The sequence below is a fragment of the Phenylobacterium sp. genome (assembly GCF_037968635.1).
Classification (GTDB): domain Bacteria; phylum Pseudomonadota; class Alphaproteobacteria; order Caulobacterales; family Caulobacteraceae; genus Phenylobacterium.
This window is the reverse complement of the sequence record NZ_JBBKVV010000077.1, coordinates 1-12,242: the sequence shown is the minus strand read 5'-3', so window position 1 is coordinate 12,242 and position 12,242 is coordinate 1. Positions and strand designations below refer to the sequence as shown.

Genomic DNA, 12,242 nt, shown 5'->3' with positions numbered 1-12,242 from the left:
TATGGCCTTTGATAACCTGGAACGTCCCAACGTCGCCCTGCGGCTCGACGCCGAACTGCGCCACGCCCACCCGGTGACGGTGCTGGAATCGGCCGTCGAGACCTTCGGCGACAAGCTGGCTCTGGTCTCGTCCTTCGGGGCGGAGTCGGCGGTGCTGCTGCACATGGTGTCCAGGATCAAGCCGGACATGCCGATCATGTTCCTCGACACCGGCATGCTGTTTGGCCAGACGCTGGACTACCGTCGCAACCTCGCCGCCAAGCTGGGCCTGACCGACGTGCGCGATCTGCGGCCGCTCTATACCGACCTGGCCACCGTCGATCCCAAGGCCAACCTCTGGCAGACCGACACCGACGCCTGCTGCAACATCCGCAAGGTGATCCCGCTCGACAGCGCCTTGAAGGACTTCGACGCCTGGATCACCGGCCGCAAACGCTTCCACGGCGGCGACCGCCTGTCCCTGCCGGTGGTGGAGCCGTCCGATGGCCAGGTGAAGTTCAATCCCCTGGCCAACTGGGGCAAGACCGAACTCGACGCCTATATGGCGCAGCATGATCTGCCGGCCCACCCGCTGGTGGCCCAGGGCTTCCCCTCCATCGGCTGCTGGCCCTGCACCAAGGCCGTGGAGGAGGGTGAGGATGTGCGCGCCGGTCGCTGGGCGGGTTCCGAAAAGACCGAATGCGGCATACATGTCGCCCGCGCGCCCGACGCCGTGACGAACGTCGGCGGCGATATCTAGTCCGCGACCTAAAAACTTAAGCAGACCGATCATGACCGATGTGACCGCCGCCGCCCCGGCCAAGAAGGCCGGCGCCTTCCTCTATGAGACCGTGACCTGGGTCCAGCACTGGACCGACAGCCTGTTCTCGTTCCGCACCACCCGCGATCCGGCCTTCCGTTTCCAGAGCGGGCAGTTCGTGATGGTGGGCTTGGAGGTCGACGGCAAGCCGCTGCTGCGCGCCTATTCCATCGCCTCGCCGTCCTGGCACGACGAGCTGGAGTTCTATTCCATCAAGGTAGAGAGCGGGCCGCTCACCTCGCGCCTGCAGAAGATCACGGTGGGCGACAAGGTGCTGATCGGCAAGAAGCCCACCGGCACCCTTGTGCTGGACGGCCTGAAGCCCGGCAAGCGGCTCTACATGCTGGGCACCGGAACAGGCCTGGCCCCCTGGCTCAGCCTCGCCCGCGATCCGGAGGTCTATGACCGCTTCGACGAGGTGATCGTCACCCACACCGTGCGCAATGTGGCCGATCTGAACTATCGCGAGCTGTTTGAGACCGAACTGCCGCAGGATGAAATCCTGGGCGAGATCGTCGCGCCCAAGCTGCGCTATTACCCCACCGTCACCCGCGAGCCGTTCAAGCACCAGGGCCGGATCACCGACCTGATCGCCTCCGGCAAGATCTTCGAGGACCTGGGTCTTCCACCGCTCGACCCGGCGGTCGACCGCCTGATGCTTTGCGGCGGCCCCTCGGTCTTGGCTGACCTGAAGACCCTGCTGGAAGCCCGCGGCTATGTGGAAGGCTCGCTGGCCAGTCCCGGCGACTACGTGCTTGAGCGGGCCTTCGTCGAGACGTGATCTCTCCTCCCTGACGGGAAGGCTGGGCCTCAGCTCGGGGGGCAGCCCTTGAACTGGCCGGCCTTCTTCACCGTCAGGTGGGACAGGTTCAGCGGCCGCAGGGGCTTCATCGAGCCGGAGCCGGACCCCGTGAACAGGTCGATCCGCTGGCCCTTGATCGCGCCGCCGACGTCGGAGGCGTACCAATAGCCATCATGCGCCGAACCGTCGGGCATCGAGAGTCCGACCGTCTCCTTGATGAACAGGATCGTGCGGCGCGGGATCAGGCTTTTGTCGATGGCGGCGGTGCGCATGGCCACCACCTTGCAGCCGAGTGAGTCCAGCCCGCCCACACCCTTGGCCCCGGCATGATAGAGGGTGGCGCGCAGGCGGTAGTCCGCCGAGCCGGGCACAGTGCCGGTCAGAGCGTTCATCAGAAGATCCCCGATGGGGTCGGAAGGAGCGGCGTGCGCTCCACCTCCGAAAGCCAGAAGGGGAAGGGCGGCCAGGGCGGCGAGGTGGCGTCCCATATGGGGATCCTACGTCGTTGATCTGTCAGCGAGGGCCTGAGTAGCGGGACTCCGACATCAGGGCAACCCCGGGAATAGCCTGGGTCGCAAAACCCCGTGGACAGCATCCATTGCGCCTGTGGACCTTTGGTCTATGAAGCCGCCTGCAACAACAGGGTTACGGCGCATGCGCATCTTTGGCGACTCGATCTCGGGCAACTGCTTGAAGGTGAAGTGGACGGCCGATCATCTCGGCCTGACCTATGACTGGGTCGAGACCGATGTCCTGAAGGCCGCCACCCGCACCGCGGAATTCCTGGCCATGAACCCCGCAGGACAGGTCCCTGCCATAATCTTGGAGGGCGGTCGGCCGTTGGCGCAGTCCAACGCCATCATCCTGTATCTGGCCGAGGGCTCGGCCCTGATCCCGGCCGACGCCTATGAACGGGCGCGGATGCTGGAGTGGATGTTCTGGGAACAGTACAGCCACGAACCGTATGTGGCGGTGGCCCGCTTCCAGGTGCGCTTCCAGGGCAAGTCGGTGGCGGATCTGGAGCCCCGCATTGTCGAGCGCGGCAAGGCGGCCCTGCGGCGGATCGAGGACGGCCTGGCGGCCTCGTCCTTCCTGGTAGGCGACCATGTCAGCCTCGCCGATGTCGCCCTGGTGGCCTATACGCGGGAAGCCGAGGACGGTGGCTTCCGCCTCGCGGACTATCCGAAGGTGCAGGCCTGGATCGGGCGAGTTGAAAAGGCGCTCAAGATCATCTAGCCGGCTTGCCTTCGGCGGGGGTGGGCTTCAAATCGGAGGCATGAAACGTCTTGCCCTGAACCTCGTCGCCGTCCTGCTCGTCGCCACCCCGGCCCCGGCCCTGGCCTGGAGCAACCACGGCCACCGCATGATCGGTCAGGAGGCGGCCCGAGCGCTGCCTGACACCTTGCCGTCCTTCGTGCGTGGACCGGCTGGAATCGCGGCGATCGGTGAACTGTCCCGGGAACCAGACCGGTCCAAGGGGTCGGGCAAGATCCACGACAGCAACCGTGATCCCGCCCACTTCGTCGACTACGAGGAGGACGGTCGCATCCTGGGCGGTCCGCGCCTGGACGCCCTGCCGCCCACCCGCGCTCTGTACGAGGCCGCGCTGCAGGCCGCGGGTCAGGACAGCTGGAAGGCGGGCTATCTGCCCTACGCCATCGTCGACCAGTACCAGCAACTGGTGACCGATTTCGGGTATTGGCGCATGGCGATGGCCGCCGAACCGCGCGAGAAGGACGCGACCCGCAAGGCTTGGCTGCAGGCCGATCGCCTGCGCCGTGAACAGCAGGCGCTGATGACCATCGGCTATCTGGGTCACTATGTGGGTGACGGGGCCCAACCCCTGCATGTCAGCGCCCACTACAACGGCTGGGGCGCCTACCCCAATCCGCAGGGCTATAGCGCGGCCAGGGTCCACGGGCCCTTCGAGGATGTTTTTGCGCCCAGGTACGTGACCACCGAGATGATCCGATCGGGCATGCCGGGGGCCACATCTTGCAACTGCGCCATCGAGGCGCGAGTGGCTGCCTATCTGCTGGTGAGCGGTCAGCAGGTGGTGCCGTTCTATGAACTTGAGAAGGCCGGTGGCTTCGCGCCCGCCGATCCCCGGGGCGTCGAATTCGCGCGGACCCGAATGGCTGCCGGCGCTGCGGAGCTGCGTGACCTGATCGCGCTTGCCTGGATCGACAGCGCCAAGACCAAGATCGGCTGGCCTCCCGCCAGCGTCGCCGAGGTGATCAGTGGAAAGGTCGATCCCTATCCTTCACTGTACGGCAAGCTGACAGACTAAGCGGCGGTCTTCTTCCGCGCCGGGGCCTTGGCCACGGGCTTCGCGCGTTTGGCGCTGCCCTTGCTGGCATGCAGCGAGGGCAGCTCACCGCTACGGCCGCGCTTCTTGGCCTCCATCCGCAGCTCGGTGGCGTTCTTGTCGCACTCAGCCAGGATCGCCTCCAGTTCCTCGTCGCTGAGGTTCTCGATGCCGATAAATCCGTTCTCGCCGTCCGAGACGCGGATCAGCTCATCGAGCTTGGCGTGCAGGGCGTTGCTGTCGCGGTTCTGGGTATTCTGAATCAGGAACACCATCAGGAAGGTGATGATGGTTGTGGAGGTGTTGATCACCAACTGCCAGGTGTCTGAGAAACCGAACAGGGGACCCGACAGCGCCCAAAGGATCACCAGGCCGCAGCAGACGGCGAAGACCACCGGGCGACCGGTCCATTTGGACACCGCCGTGGAGAACTTGGTGAAGAAAGCCGTGTACCCGGACATGCATACGCTCCAGCCCGCATTGCGCGGCGCAGCCTGAACGGATAGTCGGACGCGCGAGTTCCGGACCGCCGAGGAGCGCCCATGTCCCTAGCTGAAGTCATCGATACCAAGGCCCTGGCCCAGGCGGTGCGCGCCCAGGCCGCCGGCGAGGTGGCCCAACTGAAGGCCGAGCATGGCATCCAACCTGGCCTGGCGGTGGTGCTCGTGGGCGAGGATCCGGCCAGTCAGGTCTATGTCCGCTCCAAGGGCGAGCAATCCCGCGAAGCCGGGATGCATTCCGAGACTCATCTGCTGCCGGCCGACACCGCTCAGGAGGACTTGCTTGCCCTGGTGGAACAGCTGAACGAAGACCCCAAGATCCATGGCATTCTTGTTCAGATGCCGCTGCCCCGGCACATCAACGAGAAGATGATCCTGGCCGCCATCGACCCCAACAAGGACGTCGACGGACTGCACGTCGTGAACGCGGGCCTGCTGGCCAGCGGCATGCCCGCGCTCATTCCCTGCACGCCCCTCGGCTGCATGCTGGTGCTGCGTCAAACCCTCGGCGATCTGGCCGGCAAGCGCGCCGTGGTTGTGGGCCGCTCGGTTCTGGTGGGCCGCCCCATCGCTCAGTTGCTGCTGCAGGCCGACTGCACCGTGACAATCGCCCACTCGCGTACCGTGGACCTGCCCGGCGTCTGCCGTGAGGCCGACATCCTGGTGGCCGCCGTGGGTCGCCCGCAGATGATCAAGGGGGATTGGATTAAGCCGGGAGCAACAGTGATCGATGTCGGCATCAACCGCGTGCCGTTCCGCGATCCGGTCAAGGCCGCGGCCGGCAAGACCAAGCTTGTCGGGGACGTGGCTTTCAAGGAGGCCGAGAAAGTCGCCGCCTACATCACCCCGGTTCCCGGCGGCATCGGCCCGATGACCGTCGCCTGCTTGCTGGCCAACACCGTGACGGCGGCCAAGCGCATCAATGGCCTGGACGGCTAGGGCAGAGCGTTCCTAACGGTCTGCCGTGCTGCTGGCCGTCCACGCGACGAGGTCGCTCAGCACCTGGCTGGTGGCGGCGTTGAAGGCGCCGACGATGGCGCCCTGGCGATCCTCGCCGGCCTGAACCCTCTCCGTGAAGGTGCGCTCGGCGGCGACGGTCCGGTCGCCCGAACGGGTCAGGGTCGCGTGCACGGTCACCAGCACTTGGGGGCGGGCCTTGGGCGAGGTGTAGACGACCTCGAAATCCGTGACGTCGAGCTTCAGGATGTGGTTCGATTGGCCGATCTCGCCGCGGCTGATCAGGCGGACGGCGCTGTTTTCCCGGTCGAAGGCCCCGTTCACGGCCTCCTCGAACAACACCGAGGCCGGGGAGGCCCAGCGAGCCTCAGCGATATAGGCCACGTCGCTGGCTCCGGTGACCGTCATGATCCGATCGCCGGCCGCAGCCTTCACGAAGCTGCTGGAGAGCTTCAGGACGCCCACCGACCGCGACACCGTCGCGTCAGAGGCCTCGGTCGGCGCGGTGTATGCGAACTGATAGAGTTGGGCCGGCTTGCTCTTGGGGAAGAGCGAGATGCAGCCGGACAAGGCCACGGCGGTCAGGGCCACGGCCGAGAGCCGGATCAGGCGCTGCAGGCGGGTCATGGCTTCACCTCGATTTCCTTGGCGGCCGGCTTGCTGACGGCGCCGCGGGGATTGGTCTGGATTTCATTGGCCAGGCGCTCCAGCGCCTCGGCGGTGGACTGCAGTTGCACGGCCGCAGCGGTCAGCTGCGGCAGGCCGGTGGTGGCGAAGTCGCTGGTGGGCCCCTCCAGCTTGCCCATGATCTGCCGCAGGTCCTTGGCGGCCGCCTTGGCCTCCTCGGCGGCGTCGGCAACGTTCTTCATGGTCCGCTTGCCGTCACCATCCACTAGATTCTGGCTCGACTGGCCAAGTTGAGCGATGGACTGGGCTGCGGAGTCGATGCTCTGAAGGGCCTTCTGGGCGTCGGCGATCACCGCCTTTCGCTCGCGCAGTTCGGCGGTCACCGCCTGGGTGTCGCTGAGCGCGGCGGAGAAGATTTTCACGTTCTGGTCTGACAGCACCTTGTTGACCCGGTCCAGGGCCTCGACGGTTCGGCTCAGCACCGTTCCGCCGCCTTCAAGGAGGTCCGAAAGAGTGCTGCGTTGGCTGCGGATCACCGGCACCTTGCCCTCGGCGGTGACATCCTGCAGCAGCGGCTTGGATGGCGTTCCGGCGCTGATCTGCACGTAGTTCACACCTGTGATGCCCTGAGGCTCCAGGGTAGCCACGGAGTCGATACGGATCGGCACGTCGGAGGTCACGCGCGCGCGCGCGACCACGTTCTTTGGATTGTCTCGCGCCAGCTCGATCTTGGTGACCTCGCCCACCTTAATGCCGTTGAACCGCACTTCACCGCCCTGGGTCAGGCCGTTGATGGGTCCCTGGAACACGATGTCGTAGAGTTGGTAATCGCGGCTGAACTGGACCTTGGCCAGCCAGACGCCAAAGATCACCATGCCCAGGAACAGGATCAGGGTCGAAAGGCCCACCAGGGCGTAGTTGGCGTCTTTTTCCATCAGCCTACCGTCTTGGATCTCTTCGCCGAGTCCGTCGCGGCGCGGCCGCGGGGTCCCAGGAAATACTCACGAATCCACGGATGATCGGACTTCTCGAGGTCCTTCACCGGGGCGTTGGCCACCACCTGTTTGTCAGCCAGCACGGCCACGCGATCGGTGATCGCATAGAGGCTGTCCAGGTCGTGGGTGATCATGAAGACCGTCAGATCCAGACTGTCCGACAGGTCCTTGATCAGTTCGTCGAACGCTGCAGCGCCAATGGGATCGAGGCCGGCTGTGGGTTCGTCGAGGAACAGCAGTTCGGGGTCCAGGGCGAGCGCCCGGGCCAGCCCCGCGCGCTTGCGCATGCCGCCTGAGAGCTCGGAGGGTTTCAGGTTGGCGGCTTCGGGCTGCAGACCCACTAGGGCGATCTTCAGCTCAGCCAGCTCCATGATCACCCGTTTTGGCATGTTGGTGTGTTCGTACATGGGCGCCGCCACGTTCTCGCGCACGGTCAGGTTGGAGAACAGGGCGCCCTGCTGAAACATCACACCCCAGCTGCGCTCGACGGCCGACCACTTGCGGCGCGAGGCGTTCTGGATGTTCTGGCCAAACACTTGGACCGTGCCTCCGTCGGGAGACTTCAGGCCGATGATGGTGTTGAGCAGCACCGACTTCCCCGTGCCGGATCCGCCCACGACCCCCTGCACGTCGCCGCGCTGGACCACCAGGTCCAGGTCGTCGTGGATGACGTTGTCGCCGAACCGCGACACCAGACCCTTCACCACAATAGCGGGCCCGGTTTCGGGCAGTTCGTCCTCCGTCAGGACCTGATCTTCGGCCTCGACGCTCAAATGTTGAACTCCATATAGACCAGCGCGAACACGGCATCGATCAGGATGATGGCGAAGATGGCGTGCACCACCGCCGCCGTGACACGCCGCCCGAGGGACTCGACGTCACCGCCGACCTCAAGGCCCTGGCGGCAGCCGATCCCGGCGATCACCGCAGCCATCACGGGCGCCTTGGAAAGCCCGATCCAGAACTGACTGATGCCCACATTGTCGACGATGCGCTGGAGGAAGAACGACGGCCCCAGGTCGAGCACCGACCAGGTGATCAGCAGGCCGCCCGCCAGCCCCGCCAGCGTGGCCACGAAGGTGAGCAGCGGAATGGTGAAAAGCAGGGCCGCGAACCGGGGGAAGACCAGAGCTTCGAAGGGATCGACTCCCATGACCTTCATGGCGTCTATCTCCTGGTTCATCTTCATCGAACCGAGTTCGGCGGCGAACGAGGAGGCGGAGCGCCCTGCCAGCAGCACGGCGGTGATCAGGATGTTGAATTCGCGCAGCACGGCGATGCCGATAAGCTCGACGGCGAACACCTCGGCTCCGAACTGACGCAACATGTTGGCGCCTAGCAGACCCACCACCGCGCCGATGAAGAAGGTGGTGGTGGCGACGATCGGAATGGCGTCAAGGCCCGCGCGCTCGGCGAGCGACACACAGGCGGCCCAGCGGATACGACGGGGATTGAGGATCGCCCGGAACAGCACCACCAGCAGATGACCGGCGAACACCAGGGTGTCGAAGATTTCCTGGGCCAGATCGACGACGCCCTTGCCGATGCGAATGGTCAGCTCGTGGAAGCCGCGGGGCTTGGCCTTGGGCGCCGGTTTGGGCAGGGCCGCATGGCTGACCAACTCGATCAGGCGCTGGGTTTCGGGCCGTGCCTTTACTCGGGCGGCATCGTATTTGTCGCCCGACGCCTGGATGACGGCATAGGCTCCGGCGGTGTCCATGCGGCCAATCTTGGTGAGATCGAGCTCCACGGCGCTGCGGCCGGACAACTCGTCGCGCAGGCCGCTGGCGGCCGGCCCGATCTGGCCAGCGGTCCAGTCGCCGGTCAGCTCTATGACACCCTGGTGGCGGGCATCCTTGACGGTGAAGTCGGCCGGTCGTTCCATAGACTGGTTGGTCTGCGCCTTCCTGGAGCGGCTCACTCGGATATTGAGTCGAGCCTGGATCAGATGCTGAGCCTAGCAGAGCCCACCCCACACGCCGAACGCCTTATGGCGCCGGTTGTTCCGTTGCTCCGCGGGAGATCGCGGGTCCGCTCGCGCTCTGGTGATCGCCGAATACGCGCGAAGCCTATCTTTTGCCCAATTCGGTCGGGTATCAGGGGGCGATGTTCAGTCGTCCAGCTGCCGGGAGCGTCCCGTTGACCCGCCAGATCGATTTCGCCGGCAAGTCCGGTTCGGTCTACCGCTACTCCTCCCTGGAAGAGGAGCGCACCTTGCCGCCGGTCGGCGCCAACTATGTCATCGCCCAGGTGACGCCCAAGGGCGCGAACATCCTCTATGCCGGCGAGACCGAGTGCCTGTCGGCTCGCGACTGGCAGGCTGCTCTGGATGAGGCTCACGCCCGCTATGGCGTCACCGAGGTGCTGACGCGCCTGAACGTGCGTGGGGCGGTCCGCAAAGCCGAGCGCGAGGACCTGATCGAGGAACACAGTCCGCCGATGAACGCTGACTAGCTCGCCGCCTCGCCGTCCGTCATCCTGGTGTCATGGCATGGGCGATCGTGATCTTCGGGGCGGCGGTCTGGCCTGACGGCGGACCAAGCCCCGCTCTGCGTCGGCGCGTCGCGTATGGCCGACAGGCAGCCTTGGACGATCCTCATGCTTTGATTTTCTGCTCCGGCGGGGTCGGGCGATACGGGCCCTCGGAAGCCAGCCTCATGGCCGACTTGCTGATCGAGGCGGGAATCGCGCCCACGCGCATCGCCCTCGATCAGCGTAGCCGCGACACAATGGAAAATGTCGTCGCGGCCGCCGCGTTCATCCGCGCTGAGGGCCTGGAGGGCGCAGTGGTTTGCACCGACGGCTATCATGCGCCCCGCTGCCGCATGCTGCTGCGCGCCCTGGGCGTCGCCAGCCGGACCGGGCCGATCAGCAAGGGGTACGTTGGAACCCGCTCCCACCGGCTGCGGATGGTGGCGCGCGAGGTGCTGGCCTATCCCTATGACTGGGCGCTGACGCGGATCGCCCGACGCTAGCCCGCGATGGCGGCGATGTCCTGAACAGCGGCGAAGGTGAGCTTGGGGTTGTGGGCGATCAGGCTCTCCGGGGTCGAATAGCCCCAGGTCACCGCGCCAAAGTCGATCCCGGCCTTGTCGGCGGCCCGCGCGTCGCGGTCCTCATCGCCGATGCAGATGGTGTTGGCCTTGGTCATGGACAGCTTGCGCAGCACCCGGCGGAATTTCCGCGCCTTGCCGAACAGCGAGGCGCCGCAGTCGAAGTGAACAAACAGATCCGCCAGCTCAGGCCCCAGGCCGATGCGCACGCTGGCTTCCGTGTCGGAACTCACCAACGCCAGGATCACCCCCTTGGCATGCAACTCCCGCAGCAACTCGGGAATGCCTGGGAACAACGGGATGCCGGAAGAGGCCTGCTTCTTCATCGCCCGGAAATCCTTGGCGATCCGCGCCAGCTTCCAGGTGGAAACACCCACGCTCTTCATGATCACGCGCGCGCTGGCCCCGCGTAGCGATTCCCGCTCCTCGGCGTCGATGGACCGGAATTTATGCCGGACCGCCATGTGATCGAGGACGCTGGTGAACCACGGATAGGAATCCGCGAGCGTGCCGTCGAAGTCGAATATTGCGAGTCGATAAACCACGACAGGTTCGTAGCCCGTGGCGCGCGGCGCTGGAAGGGTGAACCCCGGGGAAGCCTGCATCTGATGCATCCGCAGGGCATGCGCCCCTCACTGTCGCCTTGCTGTCGGCTGAACGTCGGTGTGCTGTCGCCAAGTTGACGGGTTGCTGACGTGGCGGCGGAATGGCGCGTCGGTCCAGGTTTGGAGCGATCTTGAAGGAGGACGCACATGTTGATCCAGAAGCTGCGGCTGCAACGGGGTTGGTCCCAGGAACAGCTGGCGGAAGTCTCCGGTCTCAGCGTGCGCACCGTTCAGCGTCTTGAGCGCGGCCAACCCGGCAGTCTTGAGTCGATGAAGGCCCTGGCGGCCGTCTTCGAGATTGATCTCAACCGCCTCAAGGAGCCTTCCATGGACGCCCGACAATCCGAAATCCGACCCGACGAAGCCCTGGCCCTCGCCCACGTCCGCAAGGTGAAGGGCTTCTACATTCACCTGACCCAGTACCTGATCGTCATCCCCATTCTCGCAGGCGTCAATCTGGTGGGGTACTCCCAGTACCTCTGGTTCGTCTGGCCCGCCCTGGGCTGGGGCCTGGGGGTCCTGGCCCACGGCGCCTCGGTGTTCGGGTTCGTCCCGTTCCTCGACGGCGGCTGGGAGCGGCGTCAGGTCGAGAAGCACCTCGGCCGGAAGCTCTGAGTTCGAAACTGCGCGGCGGCCGAGCCAAGTGGGAGACCGGCGGATCGCCGGCCTCCCTTGGGGCCTAGAAGCGATAGCTGGCGGTGACACGCACGCTGTGGACTTCGAAGTCTTCCTCGCCGCGGCGGAAGTCGGCGCCGTTGCCGTTCGCGATCAGGAAAGGATTGGTGGCGGCCGCCGGGCCGGCGGCCCGGACCACGAAGCCGTCGTCCTCGAGGTTGGTGTAGAGGTATTCGACGCCAAGGGTGACCTCCGGCGTGATCTTGCGCTCGAAGCCGCCGCCCCACTGATAGCCCGAAGCCTTGTCGTCGTCTGTCAGACGGAAGGTGTTGGCGGTGTTGGTGGTGTTGAAGCTGTGCTTGACCTCACCCTGCGCGACGCCGCCGGTGGCGTAGATCAGATTGTCGCCGAAGGCGTAGCCGCCGCGTGCGCGGATGGCGCCCAGGGTCTTCAGCTTGCGGGTCATGGTGTATTGGGCCGGCGTGGTGGAAAAGCCCGCGACGGAGTCCTCGACATTTGTGCGGCTACCCTCGATCAGGGCGCCCACGACGAAGGGGCCGAACTGCCAGTCATAGCCGAGCCGGCCGCCAAACTCGAAGCCGCCATCCTCTTCCGAACAGCCGCCCGCCGGGACGGAGCTCGCCGCCGCGCCGCCGCAGAAGCCCGGTGAGAAAGCGTTGGCGCCGGTCGAGGTGTTGACCGTGTTGTTGAAGTTTCCGTCGAGATTGTTGTCGAAGGTGATCGTCTCGCTGTCGTTCTTGGTCTGCCAGCCCCAGCCGGCGTGGGCTCCGACATAGGCGCCGGTCCAGTCGCTGTCCTGGGCATGGGCGGTCGCGGCGGTGCTCAGCACGGCCAGGGCGGCTGTGGCGAAGACGAGGTTTTTCATGACGTTGCGCTCAAGCTTTCGCTGCCAGAGGACCCGGCGGCTGTAGACGGCTCTACGCGCCGCGACGGAGACCGGATGCGAGCAGATGCGATAAA

The 12,242-nt window shown here is 65.6% G+C and carries 16 protein-coding genes; 8 read left to right on the top strand and 8 right to left on the bottom strand.

Annotated features, from left to right (window positions below; translation table 11 throughout):
* The first annotated feature begins 1 nt into the window (after nucleotide 1).
* Both AAC997_RS09205 and AAC997_RS09200 read left to right on the top strand, forming a co-directional pair.
* Nucleotides 2–739, top strand: a complete 738-nt coding sequence (locus AAC997_RS09205; protein WP_340645394.1) for a phosphoadenylyl-sulfate reductase — start codon at nucleotides 2–4, stop codon at nucleotides 737–739.
* A gap of 31 nt (nucleotides 740–770) precedes the next feature.
* A complete protein-coding gene (locus AAC997_RS09200; protein ID WP_340645393.1) occupies nucleotides 771–1,580 on the top strand; it encodes a ferredoxin--NADP reductase in 810 nt (269 codons plus the stop codon).
* Nucleotides 1,581–1,609: 29 nt separating this feature from the next.
* Here the strand turns inward: AAC997_RS09200 and AAC997_RS09195 are convergent, their stop codons facing one another.
* Nucleotides 1,610–2,089, bottom strand: coding sequence for a 3D domain-containing protein (locus AAC997_RS09195; protein ID WP_340645392.1), 480 nt, complete (start codon nucleotides 2,087–2,089; stop codon nucleotides 1,610–1,612).
* 166 nt (nucleotides 2,090–2,255) lie between these two features.
* On the opposite strand from AAC997_RS09195, the gene AAC997_RS09190 reads away from it, so the two are divergent.
* Nucleotides 2,256–2,837, top strand: a complete 582-nt coding sequence (locus AAC997_RS09190) for a glutathione S-transferase family protein (protein WP_340645391.1) — start codon at nucleotides 2,256–2,258, stop codon at nucleotides 2,835–2,837.
* A 40-nt stretch (nucleotides 2,838–2,877) separates the two neighbouring features.
* Nucleotides 2,878–3,891: a S1/P1 Nuclease gene (locus tag AAC997_RS09185; protein WP_340645390.1), complete on the top strand. Its 1,014-nt coding sequence runs from the start codon at nucleotides 2,878–2,880 to the stop codon at nucleotides 3,889–3,891.
* Here the strand turns inward: AAC997_RS09185 and AAC997_RS09180 are convergent.
* Complete coding sequence (locus AAC997_RS09180; RefSeq protein WP_340645389.1) at nucleotides 3,888–4,370, bottom strand: low affinity iron permease family protein; 483 nt, start codon at nucleotides 4,368–4,370, stop codon at nucleotides 3,888–3,890. The two genes, AAC997_RS09185 and AAC997_RS09180, sit on opposite strands and share 4 nt — an antisense overlap.
* 81 nt (nucleotides 4,371–4,451) lie before the next feature.
* On the opposite strand from AAC997_RS09180, the gene folD reads away from it, so the two are divergent.
* Nucleotides 4,452–5,348, top strand: a complete 897-nt coding sequence (gene folD, locus AAC997_RS09175) for a bifunctional methylenetetrahydrofolate dehydrogenase/methenyltetrahydrofolate cyclohydrolase FolD (protein WP_340645388.1) — start codon at nucleotides 4,452–4,454, stop codon at nucleotides 5,346–5,348.
* Nucleotides 5,349–5,360: 12 nt separating this feature from the next.
* Here folD and AAC997_RS09170 read toward each other — a convergent pair whose 3' ends face one another.
* From AAC997_RS09170 to AAC997_RS09155, 4 genes are read right to left on the bottom strand one after another with little or no spacing between them, the layout of a single operon-like run.
* The gene (locus AAC997_RS09170) at nucleotides 5,361–5,993 is read right to left on the bottom strand and encodes an ABC-type transport auxiliary lipoprotein family protein (protein ID WP_340645387.1); all 633 of its coding nucleotides are present in this window, start codon (nucleotides 5,991–5,993) and stop codon (nucleotides 5,361–5,363) included.
* On the bottom strand, nucleotides 5,990–6,928 hold the full coding sequence (locus AAC997_RS09165) for an MlaD family protein (RefSeq protein ID WP_340645386.1): 939 nt from the start codon (nucleotides 6,926–6,928) through the stop codon (nucleotides 5,990–5,992). Before AAC997_RS09165 ends, AAC997_RS09170 begins: the two co-directional genes overlap by 4 nt.
* Nucleotides 6,928–7,734 (bottom strand): ABC transporter ATP-binding protein, encoded by an 807-nt coding sequence (locus AAC997_RS09160; protein ID WP_340645435.1) that lies wholly within the window; start codon nucleotides 7,732–7,734, stop codon nucleotides 6,928–6,930. The genes AAC997_RS09165 and AAC997_RS09160 overlap by 1 nt, the downstream gene beginning before the upstream one ends.
* 23 nt (nucleotides 7,735–7,757) lie before the next feature.
* Entirely contained in the window at nucleotides 7,758–8,873 is a 1,116-nt protein-coding gene (locus AAC997_RS09155) for an ABC transporter permease (protein ID WP_340645385.1), read from the bottom strand.
* A gap of 254 nt (nucleotides 8,874–9,127) precedes the next feature.
* On the opposite strand from AAC997_RS09155, the gene AAC997_RS09150 reads away from it, so the two are divergent.
* Both AAC997_RS09150 and AAC997_RS09145 read left to right on the top strand, forming a co-directional pair.
* Nucleotides 9,128–9,442, top strand: a complete 315-nt coding sequence (locus AAC997_RS09150; protein ID WP_340645384.1) for a hypothetical protein — start codon at nucleotides 9,128–9,130, stop codon at nucleotides 9,440–9,442.
* Nucleotides 9,443–9,474: 32 nt separating this feature from the next.
* Complete coding sequence (locus tag AAC997_RS09145; protein WP_340645383.1) at nucleotides 9,475–9,963, top strand: YdcF family protein; 489 nt, start codon at nucleotides 9,475–9,477, stop codon at nucleotides 9,961–9,963.
* Here AAC997_RS09145 and AAC997_RS09140 read toward each other — a convergent pair.
* The gene (locus AAC997_RS09140) at nucleotides 9,960–10,646 is read right to left on the bottom strand and encodes an HAD-IA family hydrolase (protein WP_340645382.1); all 687 of its coding nucleotides are present in this window, start codon (nucleotides 10,644–10,646) and stop codon (nucleotides 9,960–9,962) included. The two genes, AAC997_RS09145 and AAC997_RS09140, sit on opposite strands and share 4 nt — an antisense overlap.
* A 147-nt stretch (nucleotides 10,647–10,793) precedes the next feature.
* On the opposite strand from AAC997_RS09140, the gene AAC997_RS09135 reads away from it, so the two are divergent.
* Complete coding sequence (locus AAC997_RS09135; protein WP_340645381.1) at nucleotides 10,794–11,261, top strand: 2TM domain-containing protein; 468 nt, start codon at nucleotides 10,794–10,796, stop codon at nucleotides 11,259–11,261.
* A gap of 64 nt (nucleotides 11,262–11,325) precedes the next feature.
* Here the strand turns inward: AAC997_RS09135 and AAC997_RS09130 are convergent.
* Nucleotides 11,326–12,242, bottom strand: a 917-nt coding sequence (locus AAC997_RS09130) for an outer membrane beta-barrel protein (protein ID WP_340645380.1), incomplete at its 5' end; no start/stop codon positions are given.